At 66.4% G+C, this 23937-nt stretch carries 25 protein-coding genes; 21 read left to right on the plus strand and 4 right to left on the minus strand.

The window, feature by feature from the left end:
- Positions 1 to 36: 36 nt before the first annotated feature.
- Positions 37 to 303 carry a hypothetical protein gene (locus GGC64_RS29365; protein ID WP_192726118.1) on the minus strand — a complete coding sequence of 89 codons (267 nt, stop codon included), beginning with the start codon at positions 301 to 303 and terminating at the stop codon, positions 37 to 39.
- 129 nt (positions 304 to 432) lie between these two features.
- Between GGC64_RS29365 and GGC64_RS29370 the strand changes: the two genes are divergently transcribed.
- Both GGC64_RS29370 and GGC64_RS29375 read left to right on the plus strand, forming a co-directional pair.
- Positions 433 to 900 carry a VOC family protein gene (locus GGC64_RS29370; protein WP_192726119.1) on the plus strand — a complete coding sequence of 156 codons (468 nt, stop codon included), beginning with the start codon at positions 433 to 435 and terminating at the stop codon, positions 898 to 900.
- 267 nt (positions 901 to 1167) lie between these two features.
- Complete coding sequence (locus tag GGC64_RS29375; RefSeq protein WP_192726120.1) at positions 1168 to 1434, plus strand: hypothetical protein; 267 nt, start codon at positions 1168 to 1170, stop codon at positions 1432 to 1434.
- A gap of 46 nt (positions 1435 to 1480) precedes the next feature.
- On the opposite strand, the gene GGC64_RS29380 is transcribed toward GGC64_RS29375, so the two are convergent.
- Entirely contained in the window at positions 1481 to 2002 is a 522-nt protein-coding gene (locus GGC64_RS29380) for an isoprenylcysteine carboxylmethyltransferase family protein (protein WP_192726121.1), read from the minus strand.
- A 420-nt stretch (positions 2003 to 2422) separates the two neighbouring features.
- Here GGC64_RS29380 and GGC64_RS29385 point away from each other — a divergent pair, with 420 nt between their 5' ends.
- The 14 genes from GGC64_RS29385 to GGC64_RS29450 all read left to right on the plus strand — a co-directional run bounded on the left by GGC64_RS29385 (position 2423) and on the right by GGC64_RS29450 (position 16829).
- Entirely contained in the window at positions 2423 to 3961 is a 1539-nt protein-coding gene (locus GGC64_RS29385) for a ParB N-terminal domain-containing protein (RefSeq protein ID WP_192726122.1), read from the plus strand.
- A 356-nt stretch (positions 3962 to 4317) separates the two neighbouring features.
- Positions 4318 to 4554 carry a glutaredoxin-like protein NrdH gene (gene nrdH, locus GGC64_RS29390; RefSeq protein WP_192726123.1) on the plus strand — a complete coding sequence of 79 codons (237 nt, stop codon included), beginning with the start codon at positions 4318 to 4320 and terminating at the stop codon, positions 4552 to 4554.
- A gap of 3 nt (positions 4555 to 4557) precedes the next feature.
- Positions 4558 to 4911 (plus strand): hypothetical protein, encoded by a 354-nt coding sequence (locus GGC64_RS29395; RefSeq protein ID WP_192726124.1) that lies wholly within the window; start codon positions 4558 to 4560, stop codon positions 4909 to 4911.
- Positions 4908 to 5483, plus strand: a complete 576-nt coding sequence (locus tag GGC64_RS29400; RefSeq protein ID WP_192726125.1) for a DnaB-like helicase N-terminal domain-containing protein — start codon at positions 4908 to 4910, stop codon at positions 5481 to 5483. The genes GGC64_RS29395 and GGC64_RS29400 overlap by 4 nt, the downstream gene beginning before the upstream one ends.
- Before the next feature lie 178 nt (positions 5484 to 5661).
- The gene (locus GGC64_RS29405) at positions 5662 to 6204 is read left to right on the plus strand and encodes a hypothetical protein (protein WP_192726126.1); all 543 of its coding nucleotides are present in this window, start codon (positions 5662 to 5664) and stop codon (positions 6202 to 6204) included.
- 26 nt (positions 6205 to 6230) lie between these two features.
- Positions 6231 to 6515 carry a hypothetical protein gene (locus tag GGC64_RS29410; protein ID WP_192726127.1) on the plus strand — a complete coding sequence of 95 codons (285 nt, stop codon included), beginning with the start codon at positions 6231 to 6233 and terminating at the stop codon, positions 6513 to 6515.
- A gap of 4 nt (positions 6516 to 6519) precedes the next feature.
- A complete protein-coding gene (gene hxsB / locus GGC64_RS29415; protein ID WP_192726128.1) occupies positions 6520 to 7974 on the plus strand; it encodes a His-Xaa-Ser system radical SAM maturase HxsB in 1455 nt (484 codons plus the stop codon).
- On the plus strand, positions 7971 to 9131 hold the full coding sequence (gene hxsC / locus GGC64_RS29420; RefSeq protein ID WP_370582399.1) for a His-Xaa-Ser system radical SAM maturase HxsC: 1161 nt from the start codon (positions 7971 to 7973) through the stop codon (positions 9129 to 9131). The genes hxsB and hxsC overlap by 4 nt, the downstream gene beginning before the upstream one ends.
- A 404-nt stretch (positions 9132 to 9535) precedes the next feature.
- Positions 9536 to 10069 (plus strand): hypothetical protein, encoded by a 534-nt coding sequence (locus GGC64_RS29425; protein WP_192726129.1) that lies wholly within the window; start codon positions 9536 to 9538, stop codon positions 10067 to 10069.
- 50 nt (positions 10070 to 10119) lie between these two features.
- Positions 10120 to 10425, plus strand: a complete 306-nt coding sequence (locus GGC64_RS29430) for a hypothetical protein (protein ID WP_192726130.1) — start codon at positions 10120 to 10122, stop codon at positions 10423 to 10425.
- Between the two features lie 423 nt (positions 10426 to 10848).
- Positions 10849 to 11838: a DUF4192 domain-containing protein gene (locus tag GGC64_RS29435; protein WP_192726131.1), complete on the plus strand. Its 990-nt coding sequence runs from the start codon at positions 10849 to 10851 to the stop codon at positions 11836 to 11838.
- Positions 11839 to 11969: 131 nt separating this feature from the next.
- Positions 11970 to 12533: a GNAT family N-acetyltransferase gene (locus GGC64_RS29440; protein ID WP_192726132.1), complete on the plus strand. Its 564-nt coding sequence runs from the start codon at positions 11970 to 11972 to the stop codon at positions 12531 to 12533.
- A 555-nt stretch (positions 12534 to 13088) separates the two neighbouring features.
- Complete coding sequence (gene mobF / locus GGC64_RS29445) at positions 13089 to 15899, plus strand: MobF family relaxase (protein ID WP_192726460.1); 2811 nt, start codon at positions 13089 to 13091, stop codon at positions 15897 to 15899.
- Between the two features lie 180 nt (positions 15900 to 16079).
- Positions 16080 to 16829, plus strand: coding sequence for a hypothetical protein (locus tag GGC64_RS29450; protein ID WP_192726133.1), 750 nt, complete (start codon positions 16080 to 16082; stop codon positions 16827 to 16829).
- Positions 16830 to 16930: 101 nt separating this feature from the next.
- On the opposite strand, the gene GGC64_RS29455 is transcribed toward GGC64_RS29450, so the two are convergent.
- The gene (locus tag GGC64_RS29455; RefSeq protein WP_192726134.1) at positions 16931 to 18577 is read right to left on the minus strand and encodes a MinD/ParA family protein; all 1647 of its coding nucleotides are present in this window, start codon (positions 18575 to 18577) and stop codon (positions 16931 to 16933) included.
- Positions 18578 to 18893: 316 nt separating this feature from the next.
- On the opposite strand from GGC64_RS29455, the gene GGC64_RS29460 reads away from it, so the two are divergent.
- From GGC64_RS29460 to GGC64_RS29470, 3 genes are all read left to right on the plus strand, one after another.
- Positions 18894 to 19079 carry a YegP family protein gene (locus tag GGC64_RS29460; RefSeq protein WP_192726135.1) on the plus strand — a complete coding sequence of 62 codons (186 nt, stop codon included), beginning with the start codon at positions 18894 to 18896 and terminating at the stop codon, positions 19077 to 19079.
- Positions 19080 to 19644: 565 nt separating this feature from the next.
- Positions 19645 to 20172 (plus strand): hypothetical protein, encoded by a 528-nt coding sequence (locus GGC64_RS29465; RefSeq protein WP_192726136.1) that lies wholly within the window; start codon positions 19645 to 19647, stop codon positions 20170 to 20172.
- Between the two features lie 157 nt (positions 20173 to 20329).
- Positions 20330 to 20653, plus strand: coding sequence for a WXG100 family type VII secretion target (locus GGC64_RS29470; RefSeq protein WP_192726137.1), 324 nt, complete (start codon positions 20330 to 20332; stop codon positions 20651 to 20653).
- Here the strand turns inward: GGC64_RS29470 and GGC64_RS29475 are convergent, their stop codons facing one another.
- Positions 20654 to 21253, minus strand: a complete 600-nt coding sequence (locus GGC64_RS29475; RefSeq protein WP_225952634.1) for a ComF family protein — start codon at positions 21251 to 21253, stop codon at positions 20654 to 20656. It lies immediately after the preceding gene.
- 786 nt (positions 21254 to 22039) lie between these two features.
- On the opposite strand from GGC64_RS29475, the gene GGC64_RS29480 reads away from it, so the two are divergent.
- The gene (locus tag GGC64_RS29480; protein ID WP_192726139.1) at positions 22040 to 23254 is read left to right on the plus strand and encodes a helix-turn-helix domain-containing protein; all 1215 of its coding nucleotides are present in this window, start codon (positions 22040 to 22042) and stop codon (positions 23252 to 23254) included.
- Positions 23254 to 23922, plus strand: coding sequence for a WhiB family transcriptional regulator (locus tag GGC64_RS29485; protein WP_225952635.1), 669 nt, complete (start codon positions 23254 to 23256; stop codon positions 23920 to 23922). The genes GGC64_RS29480 and GGC64_RS29485 overlap by 1 nt, the downstream gene beginning before the upstream one ends.
- Positions 23923 to 23937 lie beyond the last annotated feature (15 nt).

The raw sequence follows: 23937 nt of genomic DNA on the forward strand, positions 1-23937 counted from the left end.
GAGCGCTGCGATGCCACGAGCGCACCTGTGCGTCCGCTAATCGGCGGGACGACGGCTGTCCAAATAGAGCGGAAAGAAGAACTCCCACAACAGTAGGCAGGCGAGAAACCACCTGACTGGTGTGTCGACATCGAATGTGTGGATCGAGAACACGGCGAGGTTCCGATGCTTCGCCTGCTGCTTCGCATCGCCATACACCCACAGCGCCGTGGCCGGCACCATGACGACAATGACGGCCAGCACGATGGCCGCGCCAGCTGCATTGGCCGGGGGAATGTGAACGTGCACCGCGTCTCTTTCCACATGACGGCTCTAGATCGCCGGAGATCGCAGCATCATCGCCGTGCCGGGGCCCGCGCGCAACTGGCCCACTCAACGAACAGCAGCTGATCACCCCTTCCTGGTGTCAGAGCCCGGCGAATACTCGGCGCCATGAACTCATCGGCTCCCCTGGCCAACCTGATCACACTTGGCGCCCGCGACCTGCCCAGGCTCAAAGAGTTCTACCGCGCCCTGGGCTGGCCGCAGATCATCGACGACGGCGAGTTCGTGGCGTTCGAGCTTCGCGGCATCGTCCTGGCACTGTTTCCCCTGGTGCAGCTGGCCCGCGACGGGCACACCGAGCCCGAGCCCGTCTCAAGCGGCATCGGCTTCACGATCGGCATCAACGTCGACACCGCCGAGGAGGTCGACCGGCTGACCCAGCGCATGCGTAGCGCCGGCGCGCGCGTCACCAAGGAACCCGTCGATGCAGAGTTCTTCACCGGTCGCTCGGCCTATCTGTGCGACCCGGAGGGCAACTACTTCGAAATCGTTTGGGCCCAACCAGATAACCCCGTGCTGGCCGCAGTTCGCCGCGCCGCCTGTGGGGCCGCCGCCACGCCCGAGAGCTCCGAATAGGCGCCCGCCGCTCGGTGCCCAATACAGCAAGCTGCGCGCGCAGCCCCCCTCGGCGCAACCGCAAGTGCCCCATGGCCGGCTTCCCCCACCGGTTATTCGGCGACGTAGGGGCGCTGTTCGGCGCGGCGTGGGTCAGCCTGCATTGACCGAATCCGTTGGGCCCCAGTCATCTACAACACACCGGTGCACCGTGCCGGCGCATCGCGACATCTCTGACCTGCAGCCGCACCGTTATGATGCACGCGCAGAGGCCTACGCTGCTGACTTGTGAGTGATTACATCGAAGCACCAATCGACAACTGGCTGGCATCGTTTGACGGCCGCGTGCTCGAGATCTTCACTCCGTATCGGGAAGGCTCGATGCGCTACCACGCCGCCCTGATGGTGGACTGCCGCATTGACGGCACGACGCTGACGGTGGAATTTGCGCGCCGCGAGGCGGGGCTGTGGCCGTTTAGACCCGAACAGCTCCAACAAGTCAGTGCTCTCGTCGATGCGATCCATGCGGCGCGCCGGGCCTGGTGGCCGTCGTAATCCGCGCATCACACCGCGGGGCCGCATGGCGGTGCCCTCATCGCCCTTACCAAATGCCCGGGACCAGCCGACGCGTATGCGCCATGTACTGCGCGTACTGTTCGCCCAAACCGTCGAGCAGGGCTCGCTCTTCAACCCTGATGCGGAACAGCACCGCCATCACAATCAGCGCATCGACGACCACGATGGCCGCAACGTTGGCCAGCGGCAGCGTCAACCCGAACAGCGCCACCACCAGCCCGGTATAGGCAGGATGACGCAAGACTCGATATGGTCCGGTGCGCACAATCTGATGGCCTTCCTGGATGTGCACGATGGGGCGGAAAAAGCGGCCCAACGTCGCCACCGACCACAGCCGCAACGCGATGCCGCACCAAGCGATTACGAGTGCCAGCACGATTCCTTGCCCACTGTGCAGCCAGGGAATGCCCAGGGCCGTCAAGTGCACGGCCAGCTGTCCCGCAAGCACGCCCCCGAGGACCGCACATAGCCAAATCACGATCAGACTGCGCCACTCGCGGCTGACCGTGCGTCCGCTGCCGTAACCGCAGAACCAGCTCGCAGGCAACCCACAGCAGAGTGCTAATCGGGATCAAGTGATGCACGACTCCATGGTAGGAGCTGCTGCCTTTCGTATGCGACAGTGCCTGCCGGGCATCTCATTTCGGCAGCGAAGAGTCCGCCTGGGACGTGAATTCGGCTTGTTCACGCGGGCGGCATCGCCATCATCGGACGTAAGAACTGATTTTGCCTTCTGGCCTTCCGATTGTGGCCGGCGCGCCGCTGCGCGCAAGGCACCGGCCTTCGCTGCGCTACGGGCCCCAAGGGGCTCGCGGAGTTCTTTTCCAACGCCGGGCTCCTGCGGATCGGGCGAAAAGAACTCCGCGCCCGGGCCATTGCGCTTTCGCGTCGCCTGCCGGCCGGGATCTCCAGTGCCAGAAGGCAAACAAAAACGGGCGGCCCACGCCCACGACCCGAAAGGGAGATCATGACCGGAACCCTAGAGCACCTCGATCCCACGACGCTGGTGATCGGGGAGAACGTGCGCGACGACGCCGCACTGGACCCGCACTTTCTAGCCAGTGTGGCTGAACACGGTGTGCTGCAACCCATCACCGCGGTACGCACCGAGGCTGGCGTCGAAGTTCGCGACGGGCAGCGCCGCACATTAGCCGCGCGCCAAGCCAAGCTGCTCGCCATCCCGGTGTACGTCCTCAACGCGCAGCTGACCGACGACAAGGCCGCCACCGCCGAACGCATCGCCCAGCAGATCGTCACCAACGACCAGCGCACCGCCTTGACCGACGCCCAACGCGCCAAAGGGATCAACCAGATGCTGCTGGCCGGAGTCTCCGCTGCCAAGGTCGCCAAGAAACTCGCTGTCGACCGCGACACCGTCACCGCCGCCGCCACCGTGGCGGACTCCCCCGCCGCGCTCGCCGCACTCCAAGACCGCCAGTTGTCGCTCACCGAGGCCGCCGCGCTCACCGAATTCGACGGCGACGAGGATGCCATCAACGCCTTGCTCGCCGCGGCAGGAACACCGGCGTTTCACCACCGCGTCGCCCAAGTGCGCCAGGACCGCCTCGCCGAACGCGCGCGCGGCGAGGCCGAAACCGGCTACGCCGAACAAGGATTCACCATCCTGGCCGACCGACCGGCGTGGCGCGACACGGGCGCGGTGCTGCTGCGCAACCTGCGCACCGCCGACGATCAGGAGGCCACCGAGGCAGCGGTCACCGACGCCGCACAGTGGGCGGTGTGGATGGTCGAGGACACCGAGCTGGTCGACGCCACCACCGGAGAGCCGGTCGACGAGGCCGACGTCGACTGGTCCACCGAACGCCAGCCCGAGCGACAGCCCGCCGAGGGCACCCGCCACGCCGACTCGGTCATCGAAAAGACCATCTGGACCCCGGAGTACTACTGCCTGGATCCGCAAGGGGCCGGACTGACCCTCGCCGAGTTCCTCACCCACGCCAAGCCCATCGTGTGCGGGCAAGGCGACGCCGAGGACGCTGAGGCCCGCGCCGAAGCCCAACGCGTCCAGCGGCGAAAAGTCCTGGCGCTCAACAAGCTCGGCCAGGCCGCCGCGGAGGTTCGCCGCGCCTGGGTCCGCGAGCACCTGCTGGCCCGCAAGACACCCGTCAAAGGGGCGATGGTGTTCGTGGCGACCTGCCTGGAACGAGGGCCCGGTCTGCTGGTCGACCATGCCGCGCGCCCCATCGTCGCCGAGCTGCTGGGCGCCGCCGACACCTCTCTACACGAGGCGGTCGCCAAGCTTGCCCCCGCTGGCGACGGCCGCGCCCAGGTGCTGCTGCTGGGGATGGTGCTGGCAGCGCTGGAAGGCCGCACGCCCAAAGACGCGTGGCGCGACGCGGCAAGCTCCTACAAACCGCAACCCGGCAGCGAGGAGTACCTGCGTTTCCTGGCCGCCAACGGCTATGCGCTCGCCGCCATCGAGGAGGTCCTGATCGGCCAGCGCGACGCCGATGAGCTGTACCGCGAGCTGGCACACGACGCGTGATGCCCTCCGCCCGCCGGACTCCTCAGCGGGCCGGCGGGCGGCTGCCAGCCCGAAAAGCAAAAAGCGACACAATGATATCCGCGGTGTCGGAGCCATTCGCTACAACAAATCATGCCTGTTTCGCGTTCGGGGGTGGATATCCGCGCCAATCCACCGCACCAGACCTACGCGGATTGGCTTGTCGCACGCGGATATCCAGCACCAACGATGACAACGCGGATATCACCGCCGAAACGCACACCGGTGACCTTTGTGGACAAATTGTCATCGTGTGGATAACGCGAAAATAACGTAACTGGGTTGCTCCCAACGCATTTAGAATGGAAATACGAAGCACCACATCGAAAAGGCCTCTCATGCAGCACATCACCGTTTACACCAAACCCGGATGCCCGCAATGCCGCGCCACTCTGCGCGCACTCGAACGCGCCGGCTTGGACTACGAGACTGTCGACCTCAGCACCGACCCGCAGGCGCGCGACTTCGTCATGAGCCTGGGCCACGTGCAGGCCCCGGTGGTGCTCGCCAGCGACCGGCACTGGAGCGGATTTCGCCCCGATCACATCGACGACCTGGCTGGCGAGGTCGCCTGACACATGTTCAGGCTCACCATCAGCCATCCGCAGACATCGGCGGTAACGACGCACCCCGGGCGGGAAGTGGCACTCGCAGCGCTGGAACGGTTCCTACGAACCATCGGGCAGCGCCACCGCATCATCACCGCCACCTGGACCCAGGCCGACTACGAGATCCTCGCCGGGCGCGGTCGCGTCGTGGGCTCGGCCGCGATCGACGAGATCTGCGTGTGCAGCCACGCCGCGCGCGACCACGGCGAAATCGGCTGCACCGCAATCACCTTCGGCCCAGGACCGTTCGCCGAGTGCCACTGTACGGGCCACAGCCCGGTGATCGTCGAGGCCGACCTGTTCGCACCCGAGGTGTCGACATGAGCAGCGCGCCCAAGCTGACTGTCGTCGGCCGCGACACCTCGGCCCCCGCACAGGGCGCCGAAGCCACCCTGCGCCACTGGGATCCCGAAGCCCAGCTGATCGGGGCGCTGCTGCACCTGCCGGCCGCCACGGCCGCACCGATCCTCGCGTTGGTGCCCGACACCGCTATCTGGCATCCCGATCATCGCTGGGTCTATGAGATCGTCCGCCACCTCGTTGACATCGGCACCGATCCGGATCCGGTCGTAGTGCTGCGCACCGCGCGGCATCGTCCGCCGGCTGATGGCGGACGAACGGTCACCGCCCGCCGTCACCACGCGTTCGCAGTGCGCCTCGCCGAGCTCTACACCAACACCGTCAGCCCCGCCATGATCGACCAGTACGCCCGCGAAGTCCTCGAGGACGCCTACCGCCGTGCGGTTGGCTTCCATGGCACCCGGATGACCCAACTCGCCGAAAGCGACTGTTCCCGAGAAGAACTCACCGACTACCTGACCGTCATGCGCGCCGACCTGGCGGAGCTGTGGCGGCGAGCCGAGGCCGCCGGATCCCGTCGACGCCCCCGACGTTGACGACCTCGCTGTCCGGCACGCCAAGATGGGTCGATCAACGGACGGTGGCCGTAGAGGCGTTGCCTAGCCTGCCCCTGGAGGCCGCCGCCGGGGCCGCCTCCATGGTTCTTCAGCTGCTTTTATCTCTTTGGGCAAAACGACCCGGTGGCGGTGCCAGTATTTGCTAGCATCGCCGTCGATGCGTGAGCCTGCAAAGATCCTGAACCTGGCTTCGGCGCTGGCGGCCCTCGTGGCCCCGGCGGCCGCGCCGCCGGTCGCGAACGCCGCTGACTCCGATGAGTCTGCGATCGCGACGGAGGCCGAACACCGGCCGCAGACCCCAGCGGAGACCACGGCGTGGGGCGACGTCGAGCTGATGAGCTTCACCGTGAACCAGACCAGTGACGGCATGCCATTCCCGCAGCATCAGTCGCATTCCTCGCACGTCTCGCACGCCTCGCATGTGTCGGGGTCCATCCCGTGGCCCGACCCGAACCCAGTACCCGTGCCAATACCCGCACCGGCACCCGCGCCCGCGCCAGCGGCCCCCGCGCCGGCCGCCGATCCCGCCGCCCTTGCCTGCGCGCGAGCAGCCAATGGCCTTGGCGTGAATCAAATCGCCAACGAACTACAACAGGTCTTCGGATTAGACGCCAGCACCGCGGTGAGCATCGCCCAGCAGGCGTTGACCGCCGTGCTCACCGGAGGCCACTTCTGCGATGCCTACCTGGGTGACGGATGACGATGAACTCGTCGCCGCAACCATCAATGCCTGACATCGTCGTTGACTTCAACGCGTCGACCCAGTCGTTGGGCGCCCTACGCGAGGCCGCCTACCGCGTAATCGGGCACGCCGCGTGCCACATCGACGAAGCCGACGGACGATACGTTTGCCGGCTGTCACCGTCGCGGCTTCACGGCGAGGAGTTGCGCTCCCATTTCCTGAATCTGGTGACCGACGAAAACCTCCGCGAGAAAGTCGGTAGGGAAACTGACCGGCTCCGCGACGTCATCGTCGCTTTGGCTTTCGGGTCTTTAGCCCAGGAGCAGTGAGGCTTTGGCCGGCTTCGCGTCACCCGGCGCCTTCTGTCCCGAAACCTCTGCGCTTCAACTTTTTCCGATCCGCTTTGAACGGCTCGGCGCGGACCGTTTCCTGGTCGGCAACATGGTGGGCGACCTGGCCGAGATGACGGCCGCCGAACTGGATCGTCTGTGCGCCCTCGATATCGCGCCCGGCGACGGCCTGTATGAGCGTGCATTCGAAAAGCTCTTCGTCGGAGCGGCAGACCAGCGCGCACAGCAGCAACTGCTGGCGCTTCGGCTGCGTAGCCGACTGAGCTTTCTGCGGGCGGCCACGCCGCTGCACCTGTTCGTGGTCACGCTGCGCTGCGAGCACACCTGCCCGTATTGCCAAGTATCCCGCCAAAGCCAGGACCGCGTCCGCTACGACATGGACCAGGCCACCGCGTCCAAGGCGATCGACATCGCCCTTTCCGCCCCGGCCCCGCTGATCAAGATTGAGTTTCAAGGCGGCGAGCCGCTGCTGAACTTCGACCTCATCCGGTGGATCGTCGTGACCGCCAAACAGCGGGCGCTCCGCCGTGGCAAGCAGCTGCAATTCGTGATCGCCACGAACCTGGCCCTGCTGACCGACGAGGTGCTCGACTTCTGCGCTCAGCATGACGTTTTGTTCTCCACCTCACTGGACGGGCCGCGCGACCTGCACAACAAGAACCGGCCGCGCCGCGGACAAAACAGCCATGAGCTCGCCGTCGCGGGTATCGCGCGCATCAAAGAGCGGCTCGGCGCCGACCGTGTCGGTGCCTTGATGACCACCACCGAAGCCAGTCTGAATCGCGTCGAGGAGATCGTCGACGAATACCTGCGGCAGGGCCTCGACGGGATCTTCCTGCGCCCACTGTCGCCCTACGGCTTTGCGATGAGAACCAAGCAATTTCACAAGTACCGCGGCCAGGACTGGCTGGGATTCTGGAAGCACGGTCTGCGCTACATCCTCGACATCAACAAGTCCGGTCGGCGGTTTCCCGAGTTCTATTCGACACTGATGCTTCGCCGGATGCTCAGCGATGAGCCCATCGGCTACGTCGACCTGCGAAGCCCCGCCGGGATAGGGCTGGGCGCTCTGGTCTACAACTACGACGGGGCCGTCTATGCCTCCGACGAGGCCCGGATGCTGGCCGAAATGGGTGATCGCAGCTTCGAACTCGGCAACGTCGATGACCACAGTTATCGGGAGCTGGTGTTGTCCGACACCCTGGTTTCCGCGGTCGCCGATTCGCTCACCCAAACCGCGCCGCAGTGCTCCAGCTGTGTCTTTGAACCCCACTGCGGCGCAGATCCCGTCTATCACCATGCGACGCAGAACGATGTGTTGGGGATCAAGCCGTTATCCGAGTTCTGCCAACGCCAAAAGGGTGTCCTCACCCACCTGTTCGAGCTGTTGGAGCATTCCCCCGAGGACGCCGCCATCCTGCGGGGCTGGGCCTCGTGAAACCGCTTGTGCTGCTGGGGCGTTCGCCGGAGCTCGAGCTCACCGGGTTGGGCGCGCAGCGGCATTGCTGGCGGCTCCGGTCCCCACACGGTATCCCGGCCGGTGATCGCGACGCCGCGTTGGTTGCCGACCACCACGATTGGGAGCTGGCACGCACGCACGGCTACCAGGTCGCGATCGGACGAGACGCGCGCCCCGACGGAATCTCACTGAGCTACATCCGATTACCCGACGGGTTCGCCGCGCTCGGCGACGGTGACGTCGTGGGTGTCTACCCGCAATCCGGCCGGGTGCGGGTGCTCTACCGTCGGTCTTCGCGACACAACTTCTTCCTCGTCACGGAGCGCTGCAACAATTACTGCTTGATGTGCTCGCAGCCGCCGCGGAAGGTCGATGACGGTTGGCTCCTCGAGGAGATCGCCGAAGCACTCGCGCTGGTCGACTCGGCCACACCGGCACTGACATTCACCGGCGGCGAACCACTCACCGAGTGGCACCGGTTCGTCGGCCTGCTTGAGCTGGCACGCGATCTGCTCCCGGACACCGCCGTGCACGTGCTGACCAACGGCCGCGGCTTCGCCGATGCGGAAGTCGCCAAAGCCTGGGCGGCGGTTGGCCATCCGAAGCTCTCGGCAGGCATCCCGATCTACGCCGCCGTTGATCACATCCACGACTACGTCGTGCAAGCCAAAGGGGCGTTCGACCAGACGGTCCTCGGTGTGCTGCAGCTAAAAGATCGCGGTCAACGCGTCGAGATCCGCGTTGTGCTGCACGCCATCACCGCGGCGCGCCTACCCGACACCTGCTCGTGGATCGCCCGCAACCTACCGTTCGTCGACCACGTGGCTCTGATGGGGATGGAACACACCGGCTTCGCGATCGCCAACGACGACCTGCTGTGGATCGATCCGCTCGACTACCAACAGCAACTGAAGGCCGGCGTCGAGGTGCTCGCGGCAGCCGGGATCAACGTCTCGGTCTACAACCTGCCGCTGTGCGTACTTGACCCCAGCATCCGGCCCTTTGCGGTGCAGTCGATCTCGGACTGGAAAAACGCCTACGTCACCGAATGCGAGGGCTGCTCGGTGCGCGGCGACTGCGCGGGCTTCTTCTCCAGCGGGCGACCGAAATTCAGCCGCGGAATAGCCGCGATCTAGTTCACACCCCCTGACCCGTTTCCACGCCGCGCAGGACGAGGCGATGATCGCCGCAACGGATTGCACGTTGACCTCAATCATGTAGCGCCGTGCGTACGGCCCTTGGCCGCCTGCGGCGGCCAAGACCAAATCCGTAGCCACTCACCATTCTTGCCGTCAGCGCTCGCCCAGTGTGGCCGACGGGGCCCCGACCGCGTCAACCCACGCCGCTTCTCGCGCTCGCCCGTTCTCCGCTGCGCTACGCCCGTGCGGCTCCGACGAATTTCGCCACCCCCGGACTCGCTGACGCTCGCCGGCGAAATTCGCCTCCTGCGCGGCGGCTCAAAGGGGTTGACCCGGCCACCCCACCGGCCCGACCCGGCGCCGCCAACCGGCACTCCCCTTCAAACACGAGGTGTATCACCATGACTCAGACACTGCACACCGTCCCAGCGGCCACCATCACCCACACCATCGCCGTCATCCGCGGCGAAATCACCACCGATGTGACCGTGCATCACGCCCGCACCACCGACGCGCGCATCGGGCTGATCTTCGGCACCGCGCTGATGAACCTCTACTCGGCGTCGGCCGCCCAAGGCCTGCTCGAGGCGTTCGCCGCCGCCCGCGCCGCCATGACCCGGGTGCCCCGCGAGATCGCCGCCCCCACCACACCGCCTTATGAGCCGTTCGCCCGCACCACCCTGGCCATCGACTGGACCCGCCGACCCGCCTACTGCGTGGTGCCGCAGTCCGGCCCCAACAAGCTGGGCACCCTCACCATCCACTGGGTCGACCTGCACTGCGGGCCAATCACTTTCCAGATCCGCGACCAGCGCGGCCTCAAATCGACACTGGACCTGCTGACCCGGGTGCACCAGACCGCGGTCGCGGTGTTCCTCGACGGGCCCCAGCACGCCGCCGACCCCACCGCCGACGACTACCGGTGGCCGCGATAGCGGCCACACCGGCGCACCCCCGGCCGGCGCGCACCCACCACAATTGAGAAATGGACATCGACTACGCGCTGGCGTGGCAGTTCGTCGACCTCGACGGGCGGCCACGCCGGCTGCGGTTCCGCCGCGACGACACCGAAGCCGACGACGTCTTGTCGGGAACCGGCCAACTCGTCGCGGTCATCGCCGACCCGCACCGGGCCGATCACGACGACACCATCGCGATCAGCCGCCCCGGCGTCGATTTCCTCGCCGTCGAGCGCGCACTCGAGGGCTGGCGCGAATGGGCGATGCTCGGAGAAGAAGCGGTCAACCTCGCCGAGATCCAGCGCCGCATCCACGCCGCAGACCTGGACTGACCCCGCACTCCCCGCGGCTCCGACACCGCGGGCCGGCACCGACAGAACGCAATCACAGGATCACCCGGTGATCCGATCACACGATCACCAGCGGTGACACGGCGCCTGCGGCGCCGTACGAGTCCGTAGCCACTCACCTAACTAGCCGTCAGCGTGCGCCCAGTGTGACCGGCGGGGCCCCGTCGGCGTCAACCCACGCCGCTATCCGCGCTCGCCCGTTCTTCGCGCCGGCTCGCTGGCGCTCACCGCCGCTGCGCCCGTGCGGCTCCGACGAATTTCGCCAACCCCGTGCTCGCTGGCGCTCGCCCGACGAAATTCGCCTCCTGCGCGGCGGCTCAAAGGGGTTGACCCCGCCACCCCACCGGTCGCCCTGTTCTCACGCCAATCGGCGCACCGATCACCTTCGTCAACGAGGAAAACACCATGAACACACCAGAACTGACCCTCACCACCCCCGCCGACCTGCTCGCCGCACTGCCCCACCTGCTCGGATTCGTGCCCACCGACGACCTGGTCGCGCTCATGCTCGGCCCCGCGGGCCACCGCGACAACAGAACAGTCGCGATGCGCAGCGCCATCCGCTGCCCGCTCACCATCGATCGCGAAGCCGCCGAACAATTCCCGCGGGCGTGCGGCCTTGATGCCGACCACCACCCCGGCGCCATCCTCGCCGCGGTCTGCGACAGCGATCACGACGCGCACGCGCGCATGCTGCTGCACACGGTGCGCGCCGCGCTGCACCGCCGCGGCATCGTCGTGCACCGCATGCTGATGACCTCCAGCGTCACCGCACCCGGACACTGGATCGACCTCGACACCGGCCAGACCGGCACCACCACCGCCTACATCGACTCCGCGGCCACCGCGCTGGGTGTGATGCAAGGCCGCGTCATCGCCGCCTCCCGAGACCACATCCAACGGGAATTCACCACCACCGACCCGGCCCCGGCCGTGGACGCCGAAGCTCAACACATCGTCGCCCTCGCCGACGCCACGGTGATCGACTTGCAGGAGGCCATCAGCCGCAACAGCCCGCCCACAACCGATCTGGCGATGCGCGCCGCGCTCGTCGTCACCGCGCACATCGGATGGCGCGATGCGCTGCTGCGCCTGGCGGCCGGACGCGAACTCGTCGCGGGCCGGCTGTGGACCCAGATCGCGGCCCCGCACGGCGGGCGCACACGCGCCGAACTGCTGACCATGGCCGCGTTCGCCTACTACTGCGGGGAAGACACCGTGCGCGCAGGCATCGCGCTGACCCACGCCGCGGCCGCCGCCCGCGACGACGACAGCGCACCCCCGCGCCTGGCGGTCATGCTCGACACCGCACTACGAGCGGGCATGCCGCCCAGCAAGATCCGCCACCTCATCGTTACCGAGCCCACAGGCCCCACACAGAAACCGCACATATAGTCCCCGACACTGCGGCCGGCCGGACTCGACCCCCCCGAAGAGCCGGCCGGCCGCGGCCCTTTCCCGCCAGCCTGCCCACGGCCGCCGCGCGGCGTTCTGTGGAGGGCCGCTTGATCGTGACTGGAGGGTCGATGGGCGATGGTCCGACGGTGTCGGTCCCCTTCATTGAAGGCGAACGGGTCGTGCTCAGAAAGGCTCACGCCGGTGATGTCGAGGGTTTGATCGACACGCAGGTCGATGCTCGCGTACGTCGTTTCTTGGGCGGGCCGCGGCCCGAAAGTGAGGTCCGGGCGGCGTTCGAGTCGGTGGGCGTCGCTGAGCTGTTGTCGACTGCTGGTTGTTATGTGGTGGCCGGCAAAGAGACTGACGAGATGTTGGGGACGGTTGTTCTTGACCGCCGTGGGCAGGACCTGCCGGGGCATCTTTGTGATGGTGGAAACGAGCTGGAGTTGACGTATGTGTTCCGGCGGACTGCGTGGGGCAGAGGGTATGCCGCTGAGGCGGCACGTACCTTGCTGCGGACGGCTGCCGCAGAGCTTCCCGATCAACCGGTCCTGATAATCACTCAAACGGTCAACCTGGCGTCGCTTCGCCTGGCTGAACGCTTGGGTTTCAATGTCGTCAAAACCTTCGAGCAGTGGGGTGCTCAACAAGCGTTGGCGATGGCGCAGCTGCATGAGTTCCGTGCGGTTTGAATGTTCACCTGCTGCACACCAGTGATTTTCGACGTTCTTAGTGTCCTCAACGTCGCGGGGGCGTGACCGTCCGAGGCGTGCAACATGCGGTGGTGACACATTGATCAATCGAAGAAGCCTGCAGCGCTGGTGCCCCACGCCAGATCGGCTGCGTTTTCCGCTGTCTGCTCTCGGATATGACCCGAATCTGAGATTCCAGCAACCGCCAACCACCCACCGCTCTCACACCACTCTCGCCGCCCCCAACTAGTCCCTGTCCACATTCACTCACACCCGAGTTCTCCACACCCCCAACGCCATCCACACCCCCAAGCCCCTAACCCACCCAACCAAATAACCGTCCGGCACATTGGCACAGCAGTGCAATACTGGGTTCGGACGCGTTGTGGCGCTGCATGATTGCGGCACCGCAGCATCCCTGGCGGGATGCTGCACGCGCCCGAAACCGCTGCCCCACAAGGGGCTCTGGTCGCGGCCAACGGCCGCGACGATCACAGCTCAGCGAAACCATCTCCACCCCAGGCGATCTCACCGACAACGATCGAGGCGTCGACATTGTTGACTATCTCGCGCTTGACGAAGTCTTCCATCAACTACTACAACGACACCGCTGATGCGGCCAAACAAGCCGCCATGGACCGGCAGAGCGCCAACGGCGGGCTGGCCGAGTACTACTCGGAAGGCGAAACTCGCATCCCGACCTGGCTGGTCGTCGGGGATAAGGAAGCCATCGGCCGCACAACGGGTCTCAGCGAGGCCGCGATGGAGGGCGGGGATGCCGACGTCGACGACGCCCGTGTGTGGCTGGACTACGGGACCGCCCCCAACGGGGCGCTGGGCCGCGCCTTTACCGAGAAGTCGATCCACGGTTTCGATTTGACGTTCGCCGCGCCGAAGTCGGTGAGCCTGATCCGGGCGCTGACCGACGACATCGCCGAAAAAATCCTCGCCACCGCCCACACCAAAGCCGTCCATGCCGCGATGACCTATCTGAAACAGCACGCCGGTTATACCCGCGTGCACAATCCGATTACCGACACCAAGGACCTGCAGCGGCTGCCCGGGCTGGTCGCGATCGCCTATCAGCATGAGACGTCGCGGTGCGGCGATCCGCACCTGCACACCCATGTCATCGTCCCAAATCGGCAGCCGCGCAGGGACGGCCGGCTGGTCAGCATCGATTCGAAGAGCCTGTATCACGAGGCCAAGGCTGCCGGGGTGATCTATCAGGCGACGTTGCGTCACGAGCTGCACGCCGAGCGCGGATTCGAGTGGGCGCCGGTGGACCCGCACACCGGGATGGCCGAGATCGCCGGCGTGACCACAGAGACGATCCGGGCGTGGTCGCAGCGATCGACCCGGCTGCGGGAATGGGCCAAAGACAACTTGGTGATCGTCGACGGCGAGCCCACGGCCGCGCAGTTGGCGGCCGCGCAGAAAGCGACCCGACCGGCCAAGCCGGAGTCACTCGCCTGGCACGAACTGAAGGAGGGCTGGCGCGCCGACGCGCGCGGTCTGGGTCTGGACCGCGACGCGCATTTCGCCGCGCGCACGCAGCGGCGCACCGCGCAGCGCAGCGCGGCGGATCGCGCGCACATCGCGGCGTGCGCCGCGCAGATCGACAAGGCCGCGTTCACCCGCGCCGACATGGTGGAGCTCATCGGCGCGCAGCTGCCGATCGACGCGCCCGGCGACCCGCGCGCGCTGATCGAGCAGATCATCGGCGAGGTGAGCCTGCGCATCAGCGCACCGCGCCGCGCCCACCACCGCGAGGGCCATGAACGCTTCACCGTCGACGCGGTCATCGCCGAGGAGCAGCGCGTCCTGGACATGGCCGACGCCACCCATAACGGGGCGCGGCTGGATGTGCGCGACGAGGACCTCGGCGACCTGTCGCTCGATCAGCAGCGTGCGATCGGGGCGATCGCCACGTCGCCCTTCCTCGTCCAACCGCTGCAGGCTCCCGCGGGAGCAGGTAAGACGCATTCGCTCAAGGCGCTGCGCGCCGCGGCGCACCGCGCCCGCAAACAGGTGCTGGTGCTGGCCCCAACCGGTAAGGCCGTCGATGAGGCGATGGGTGAAGGTGCCGGCGACCACGGCCTCACCGTCGCCAAGGCGCTCAAACTCATTGAAGACAACCGGCTCGGCGTCGACGCGCGCACGGTGGTGATCGTCGATGAGGCCTCGATGCTGGGCACCCCGGAACTGAAGAAGCTGCTCGCTTGCGCCACACGCGGGTGCGCGAAGATGGTGCTGGTCGGCGACGCGTATCAGCTGGCGCCGGTCAAGGCGCGCGGCGGCATGTTCGAGCAGTTGTGTGCCGAGTTGCCGTGGAGTCAGCGCCTCGGTGAGGTGTGGCGGATGAAAGATCCCGAGGAGCGTGACATGTCGCTGGCGCTGCGCGCCGCGCACGGCAACCGGTTGCGCAGTGCGGTGAGGTGGTATCGCGATCGTGGCCGGCTGCACACCGGGGATCCGATCGCGATGGCCGCCGACGCGCTCCAGGCCTACCTCGACGATCGCGCCAACGCCAAGGACGCGCTGGTGATCTGCGATACCTGGGAGATGGCCGACGCGCTGAACCGCCGACTTCACGACACGTTGACTGGGCCGGGCCCCGCGTTGACCGCGGCGCGCGAGCAGCAGATCCGGGTCGGTGACATCGTGATGAGCCGAAGCAACGACGCCACCATTTCGGTGCATCCCGGCCCTCAACACAGACGCACCGACGCGGTGGATCAGGTGCGCAACGGCAACCGGTGGCAGGTGGCAGGCATCGACACCAAGACCAATCGGATTGCCGCCCAACGGCTCGGCGATCAGGCACGCGCGGTGTTCGACGCCGACTACCTAACCGAGCACATCACGCTGGGGTATGCGGCCACGGTGCACTCCGCGCAGGGGGTCACCGCCGACAGCTGCTATGCCGTCGTCGGTGAGGGCGCGACACGGGCCATGCTGTATGTCGCGATGACCCGCGGCCGCCACAACAACGAGGCGTTCCTGTATCAGCGGGTGGCCCACGAGGCCGACCATGAACACGCCGCACCGGTGGCGGCGCCGGAGATCCACCAGATCCGGCGCGGTGACAAGCATTCCGCCGCTTACTATTTCCGCCAGATCCTGGGCAACGACGAGCGGCCCCGCACCATGCACACCGAGGCAGAACGTACCGAGCGTCACTTGCTTCCCGAGGTGGTCGCCGAGGTGATTGAACGCAACGAGCTACGCCGCCGCGTCCGCCGCGCCATGTGGCAGGCGCACCGCAGAACCGCTGAAGCCTGGCGCAGCGGCTATGAGCGAGTGGCCGCTGCCGCAACCCGCGATGTGGGTATCGGCTTGGAGGCCAGCGGTTTCGAGATGTGACTCTGCCGTGCTCGTCGATTCGGTCACGCGGCCGAGATTATGCACCGTGCGAGAAAGCGGCGATTTGCCCCGCATCGGAGGCGATGGTGCCACTCTGGTCGTTGGCACTGGTGCGGGTGGTGTTCGTGGCTTGAGGCCATGTCGCTGTTAGGGGATGTGATGCGGCGCATCTGGGTGGGTGTGGCGACGGCGGTGTTGTTGCTGCTCGCAGTAGTCATTTGTGTGGCAGTGTTTCTCGCACCCACGCGGGCGTCCGATATCTGGACGGAGATCGCCAAGGCATGCATCCAACTTCTCGTTGTGGTCGGGCTAGGTGGCGTGGTCGGTACGGTGCTGAGATCCGTCGACCAGCGCCGCGATGAGCGCCGCGCACGAGATGAACAGCGGTACGCCATCTTTCAGCAGACTGTCGATGCCTATCACCGTCTAAAGTACGTTCGCCGGTACTTTCGATCGATGGGTCTGCGTGCGCCGGCGCCCCAACCACTAAGTAGCAAGCAGCTGACGGCTCTACGAGACGGGATGACCGACGTCATCCAGGTCGAGTTGACACTCGAGGACATCTACCGTGGGTTAGACGCGCGCCCTGTCTTCGATCGGACCAAAGATATCCGCCACCAGCTCGATCGGCTGCTCAAATACGTCAGCGGTTTGGTCAAGGAATGGGAAAAGAGTGGCGCAGCGCTGTGTAAGAACAGCCAGGCAGTCCACGTCGACAATCTGCCACGGCTGCAAGCGTTCCTGGCGCCAGCCCCAGTCAGCTTCACAGCCGGGGCCGCTGATCCTATGGGCTGGATCGAGTGGATTGTGCGCGACGAATTATCGAGTACGCGACACACCCGTCGCAGCCGTGTAGAGGCCAAGAAACAGGGCCCGGCGGCCGAATTTGACGCCGAGCGCGACGACAGCCAGTCGCCCGCCAACGGCTGACGGCGCGTTCACAGCTCGGGTTCTGGCCTACCGCAGCCCAACCAGAAGTCGGCGTGCTTCCCGGCCGGCGTTGATCGGATCCGTGCAGACCCTAGTCGCTGCTACTGCTCCCACCGGTGTCCGCGCGGCGCATCGGTGGTGCTCGGGAAGTGCTCGGCGATTGTCGCTGCGATCTCGAGGATGCGCCGGCGGGTGACGCGATCGACCTCATTGTCGATGTCGATCACACCGCCGGGGCGCAGATGCCGGTCGAACGGCAGCTGGATCACCGCCTGGCCGTGCTTGCTGAAGTAGTCCGCCAGCTCGTTCCGGGCTTTGGCGTCGGCGTGGCCGTCGGAATCGTTGAGCACGACCACGGTGCGGTGCAGCAGGCCGGTGTAGCCGCGTTCGGCCAGCCAATCCATCGTCTGTCCAGCGGCCGACGCGCCGTCCACCCACGTTGAGGACACGATGATCAATGCGTCGAGGTCAGCCAAGACCGCCTGCATCACAGGCGAATCCATCGTCGTCCCGCAGTCGATGATCGAGATCGTGAAGTGACTGTCGAGCCGCGCGGTGGCTTCCCGGTAGGTTGCGGGATCCAACACCCGGCGTCGCGCTGTCGCGGTTTCACCGGCCAGCACGAACAGGCCGGCGCCGTTGTTGCCCACCCGAGTTCGCATGTCGGCGAAGGTGTTTAGTTGCCGGTCGCCGATCAGCTCCCAATAGGAACCGGATGTGCGGGGATCGATACGGGTGGCGAGCTTGCCGAACGCGGTGTCGGCGTCCACGGCAACCACCCGGTCGTCCTGGCGGAGTCGGGCGAACAGCGACCCGACGCAGGCGGCGATGGTGGTCTTGCCGGTGCCGCCCTTGCCCAGCACCCCAATCTTGTAGCGGCCCCGCAACACCGCGCGAACCTTGGTCTCCAGTTCGGCCTCGCGTCGCTCGTCGGGTGACTGGCCCAGGTTGATCAGCCCGAAAGTAATCCTGAGCACCACTCGCCGCCAGCCACGCGAGGGCGGCACCTTACGGGTAGGAACCAGTTCGCTGCTGCGGATCTGGTCGACGTAGGACCAATTGACTGCACCCCCACCGGTGGGCGCGGTCGCGCGCTGTTCGGGTCGGTGACCCGGCCCGATTGGCTGGGGATTGGGCGCAGCCCACTGAGCGGGGCCCGGGCGTTGCCCCGGATCGGTGTCATCCCAACGGCTTCCGGGTCGGATTGCTTGTGCGGGCTGCGGGGCCGTCGAACCCTCAGCAGGCCTCGGCATCGATGTGCGGCTGAATTCGCGCGGCGAATACTCGTCCGTCGCCCCGGTCCACTCATCGCCCAGCGGATCGTGGTCCTCGCCAACAGTCGCGGGGCTGGGCGCAGGACCCCAGCGCTCCCGACCTGGCTCGTCGGACGGCCCCCCGTACCTTGCGGGTCCGGAGCGTTGCGCATCATCGGCGCGTTGTTCGTTGGTCGGCGCGGATGCGGGCTCTACTTCAGGCCGGCCGTCATCTGAGGTTGTCGACGCGTCGATGCCGTAGTAGCCGGCGGGCCCGCGGGGAGCGATGGAGGCAGGCCGCGCGGCTGAATCTTCCTCATCCGCCGAACCAGTCTGTGACTGCAGCCGCTCCCACGGCGGCGCGGCGTTCGGCTGCGGTGAATCAGGTCGTGCCGGTCTCTGCGGCGGGATGGGCCGGCTAGGCGGCGGAGGCTCAGTGTGTGCGTTGTTGTCCGGTGCAGCCGACACGTCGGTACTGCTTTCGGGGTCGCTCACTTGCTCATCCTATCGACCATCAACGCGGCGCCGCGGGGCCGAGATCTGCGGTCACGGGGCTCGGGTCACCCGGCTTTGACACCCGCCTGCGCCGGGTCGCCCGACCGCTCAACTGTCCGAAACGCGCCGACGTCGTTGCTGTGTCGTCGATAGCGCGCAGATAGCCATGCGTGTCGACTTACGACGCGCCGCACGCGATTTCGCCACCCGCGGATGATCGACCGGAGATCCCCTGCCGCGCGCCAACATCACCCGTGTTTCCCATCGCGAGAGTTGTTAGCGTACGTGGTGCCAACCGATGCGAGAAGGAGGCCAGATGGCAGCGAAGTTCGAGCTGTTCAACGACAAGGCCGGCAAGTACAGGTTTCGGCTGAAGGCCGCCAACGGCGAAGTCATTGCCGTGGGTGAAGCCTACGAATCAAAGGCTTCGGCCAAGAACGGTGTCGAGTCGGTGAAGAAGAACGCCGCCACTGCCGAGGTCGTCGATCTGACACAGACGTAGGCACCGTTCTCGCAGGGACCTGATGCTGTTCGCGCCGTACACGGCGAACTAGGCGCTGGGGTTGTGCTTCGGGGGGTCTAGGTCCGCAGTGGCTCGTCGGTGGCTCGGACAACCAGACAGCCGGCATCCGGTATTCGGAGCTGGGTGACCGGTACTTCATGCGAGATGTGTTGACCGCCAACGAATGCTGCGTGTTATGTCCTGTGTCGTGATTTATAGCCAGGGGCGGGTGGACGCTGCCCGTCTCGCATCACGTGCACACTTTCCACGATGCTGACTGCCCGGGTGACTCAGCGACGCAGCAACGCCAAGCTCTCTGTGTTGGGCTGTCCGGTTGACCGGTAGTGCACCAAAGTCCGCGGCGCCCAAGAAAAAATGTGTACAAGTGACCCTCCCCGCCGACTTTATGGTCGTCATCGACCAGTAAGTACCGACGATGGACGGGACAAAACGTGTCACAGGATATCAACAGCCTGCATCCAGGCAGAGCATCGAATGTCGTTTTCGGACAACCGATTACCGCGGTGCCGGAGCCGTTACCGCGCGGTGCTCAGGCGGGGCGCCGATGAACGGCAAGCTTCGACTCAGCGACGTCGACCGGTGGGATCCCGAAGCGCTACGCCAGGTCGCTCGCGCGTCCCGCCTTCGCGCCGAGGCCGCCGAATCCGCCGCGCAGGGCCTCGCCAACCTCTCCGTGTTCGGACCTGCCGACGGACCACCCGCAGCATCAGCACAGGCGATCGCCGAGACACGCGATCGGTTGACCGCACTTGCCGCAGAGGCACGCGATGTCGGTGCCGCCGCCGACATCGCCGCCGTAGGCGTCGAAGACCTCAAGGACCGCCTTGCGGCATTGCGTCAGCGAGCATCCAGCCAGCAGCTGCGCATCGACGAGGACAGCGACGGCGTGGTACTCGAACCGGCCTCTCCGGGTGACGGGCCGGAAGCCGCGCCGACCGTGGCCGCGCTGCAGGCAGAACTCGACGCCATTGTCGCCGAGGCAAATCGGATCGACCAGACCCTGGCCGCTGCGATCGAGGCCGCGGATCACAGCCGAACGCAAATTGTGCCGCCCGCTAAAGAGGCCGTCTAGCGCGACGAATCGCTGCCCCACCAGGCGGACGTTTCACGATCATTCGACCCCACCGCTCGGGACGGGAAATTGCCGTCCGCGGCCGATGCTTGCCGCCGGTATTCTGATCTTCTGCAATTTGCCGGCGCGAAGTTGCGCCCAAGTGCTGGAGGAAGCGATGGCTGATCGGATCCGCGTCAGACCCGAGGACCTGCTGATCTCAGGTGCACAAGTCAAGAGCCAAGCCGAGGACGTGGAAGCGGGTCACGCTGCATCCGACGCCAATATCTATGCCGCCCAGGCAGGCATGGTCGGATCGTCCGCGGCGGCGATGGAAGCCAAGCTGGCGCAATGGCAAAGCACAACGGTCGCACTGACGAACAAACTGTCCGAACATGCCCAGGCGCTGACCGCGGGCGCCGACGAATTCACCGAAAGCGACCGACACAACGCGGCGATCATCGCCGATGTCGGCAGACAGGCCACCCAAGCAGGCATGTGATCACCGGACTGACACCGCACCTACTGCGGTGAGATCGCAACGATGTCCGGTGACCGGGCACAGCAGCGGATCGTAATTCGCATGGAGTTGTTCGCGAATGAACCGCACGCACAACGGATGCCGCGCGTCTAGCCACCGCGCGATGACGACCACACTGACCGCCGAAGCCCCGGCTCGGCGCAGAGCCAGCGACGCGGACTGGGCGTTGGATCCGGTTGTCCAGACGTCGTCGATCACCATCACGTGCTGGCCGACCACGGTGCCGTCGACGATGAGTTTGTCGGCGTCTACCACGCGGTCGCACCGCGCATCGAGTGACGGCCTCAACACCACTTCGCCCAGCAGATCCAACGAATGTGCGATGGACACCATCGGGTGGGTCCCCATGCGGCTGGTCAGCGAGGGCACCACGACCCGCGTCGCGACCGGCTGACCGACCGCGGCGGTAATGCACGGCTGATGGCGTGAGATCGCCAACCGGAGAAGTTCACCGATGATGCGCGCGCAGCGTTGACGCTCAGCACGCTTGGGGTGGTTCTTGTAATTGCGCAGCAGCTCCGCTGAGCCGGGGCCGTCCATGGCATAGATCAGCGGCGCCACGAGATCCGCGACCCCAGGTGTGCGCCGGTGTTGTCGACATCGCCAGCAGAACCGATAGCCGCCGACCGGCGTGGTGCAGACCGCGCAGGTACGAGCCGGTTGTCGTATGACATTGCGGAAAACCTCGAGGGCGACGGCGGGCGGGCGAGTCGCAGATGTAGAAGTCGGTGCGCGCATGACCGGAAGCTATGACTGCAAGCCGACGAGGTTGCGGGTCGATAGACCGGTTGTTAACACCAACTGGGCTATCCACAGGCTGTGGATAGCCGACAACGAAAAGCGCCTCCGCCCGACATCCTTACACGTCTTTGCCACGCTGCGACAGCAGAATAGAAGCCCGGTGCCGACGCCCGCATACCGCCGCGAACCGTACGAATTTCTGCACCGGGCACCTGCCCGGCGGGCAGAGAATTAGATGATGGCAGTCAGTCAAGCCGGCTCGCGAGAACCAGCCGGCACCATAACGGCCGTGACTGATGTGACTATTGGTGCGGCGTGTCATCACCGAATGGGCCGCGACCTGCGGCATGCTGCCATGTAGCGCGGATATCCGCGTCGAATGGACACAAGTACAAACGCGGATATCCGCGTCGACCAGGCGCCAGATAGGAGTCCCCGACACCAGCCGGCTCGGCTGAAATCCCATACCGCACAACTTCATACGCATACGCGATAGCCCCACCTACGGCGAAACCCCCGGTCCTGCGGACCGAGGGTCGTCGGATTCGAGTTGCCGCTCGAACCGTCGTGCTTTCGCGCTCTCCCCATCGCTGGAAGGGAATCGTCATGAAAGACGCATTCCACGGTAGCGCACGCCCATCTGGCGGTCTAGTTATCGCGCACCGTGGTCACGGATCGACCATCACTCGCCCATATCAGGGCTCGAGCCAACGGATGCGGCGCCGCGGTACCGCCCACACCGCACCCGTCTGGATACGCCGCGCGGGTGCGCACTGCTTCGACCGACTGCCCCGCATCGTGCTGGAAGTCGACGCGGCCTGGGGCGCCATTCCCTGCTGGAGCGGTCGGGCACGGCGCTGGGCGCACGAGGTCGTCCCTGCGGCCTACCGCGAGCGCTACGACAGCCATGTGCGCCCCGCCATGCCGAACAATCCGGTGAGCTTGAAATCGCTTGTGGCGGTGGCCGAAGCGCGCGCCTCCTTCGCCGAACACCGCACCGGGCGTAACTGCCGCGCCTCCAACGAGCGGCTTGCGGCCATGACTGGACTGTCGGTGCGCACGGTGCAGCGCGCCTCCACGGCGCTGCGGCTGCTGGGGGTGGCGACCGAGGTGATGCGCGGCAGGCAGCGCACCCGCGCCGAGCGGTTTGCAAGCTGGCGGGTTGGGGATAAAGGGCGGGGTTGGGCTTCGGTATGGGCATTGCACGACAGTCGGATTCAACCGCTGTCACCCCATCCCGAAGGGTCGTATTTCCCTAAAAAAACCTCACCTAAATCAGTACTCACTACACGCACCCGGCGGCAAGCCGCCGGTAGCAGCGCCGCTGCGCGGCGCACTCGCCCCGACAACCGAGGTCTCGCGCTGGCAAACAAATGGGTGCTCGATGAGCAAAGTCCCCCCTGGGCCAGGCGCTACCGCACCGGCACGCCGTGGGCGTGGGTGCTCACCGGACCGGCGCAGCACGGGTGGACTCCACGCGACATCAACCAGCTGATCACCGACTGGATCGGCACCGGGCACTGGTTGCCGGAGAACCCTCACAGACCGATCGGGTTGCTCGGCGCGATCCTGGCCGCGCACGGCAATCTGCAGGAACGGCCGGCCGCCCTGGACGAGGAGCGCGAGGCCGCGGAACTGGCCGCGGCTCGCGAGCGTGTCGTGCGGCAACTGGCCGAGCGCGAAACCGCCCGCGCCGCCCGGGATGCGGGGCGCGCCGCGCTGTCGGGACCGGGGCGCGAGGCCGCACGGCGAGCGCTCGACGAGATTCTCAAGCGCGCCAAGCGCCGCCATGGCGAGCCCGGCGCCGGCGGTGCGCGATGATGCGCGCCACTCCCCCGCCGCCGCCGAATGTGCTGCCGTGCCAACGCGATCCCGAGCCGTGGTTCGAGCGGGGTCGTCACGCCGATGCGCTCGCCGGCTGCCTGTCATGCCCGGCGCGACGGTGGTGTGCCCGGGAGGCGCTGGAATGCCGTGCATCCTGGGGACTTTGGGCCGGCGTATGGATCGATGGACGCCACGACGACGCGGTTCCTCACCTGCGAGCGATCGTCGCCGACGTGCTGCAACAGGCGGCCCCGGTTGCCGCGGCGCCCGAGGAGCGGCCACGCGCAGCCGACCGCATACCAGCCCGCCTGCATCGACCCGCGGCCCCACTGATACCTGCGTCGGCGCGGACTGCGGTGCTCGCGCGCAGCAGCGGACACTGTGAGATCCTCGCCGAGGATTGCCGACTGTCGTTGGACCGCATAGTGACCCGGCGTGCGATGCGGCCCGAATCGCCTGCTCCCCCAGACCTGTTCGCGGCGTGTCACCGCTGCGCGGAGATGGTCGCCGCGCTGGACCCGAACCTGTCCGCCCGGTTCGGTTACCTTGTCGACGGGCATCGCGACCCCGGGCAGGTGCCGTTCTACTGGCGCCAGAGCCGCTGGGTGCTGCTGGATCGCGACGGTTGGCTGACCGAGCTGCTCGATCAGGCTCAGAGCGCGTGAAATCTTTACCGCGGT

It is taken from the genome of Mycobacterium sp. OAS707, from assembly GCF_014873705.1.
In the GTDB taxonomy this organism is placed as follows: Bacteria; Actinomycetota; Actinomycetes; order Mycobacteriales; family Mycobacteriaceae; genus Mycobacterium.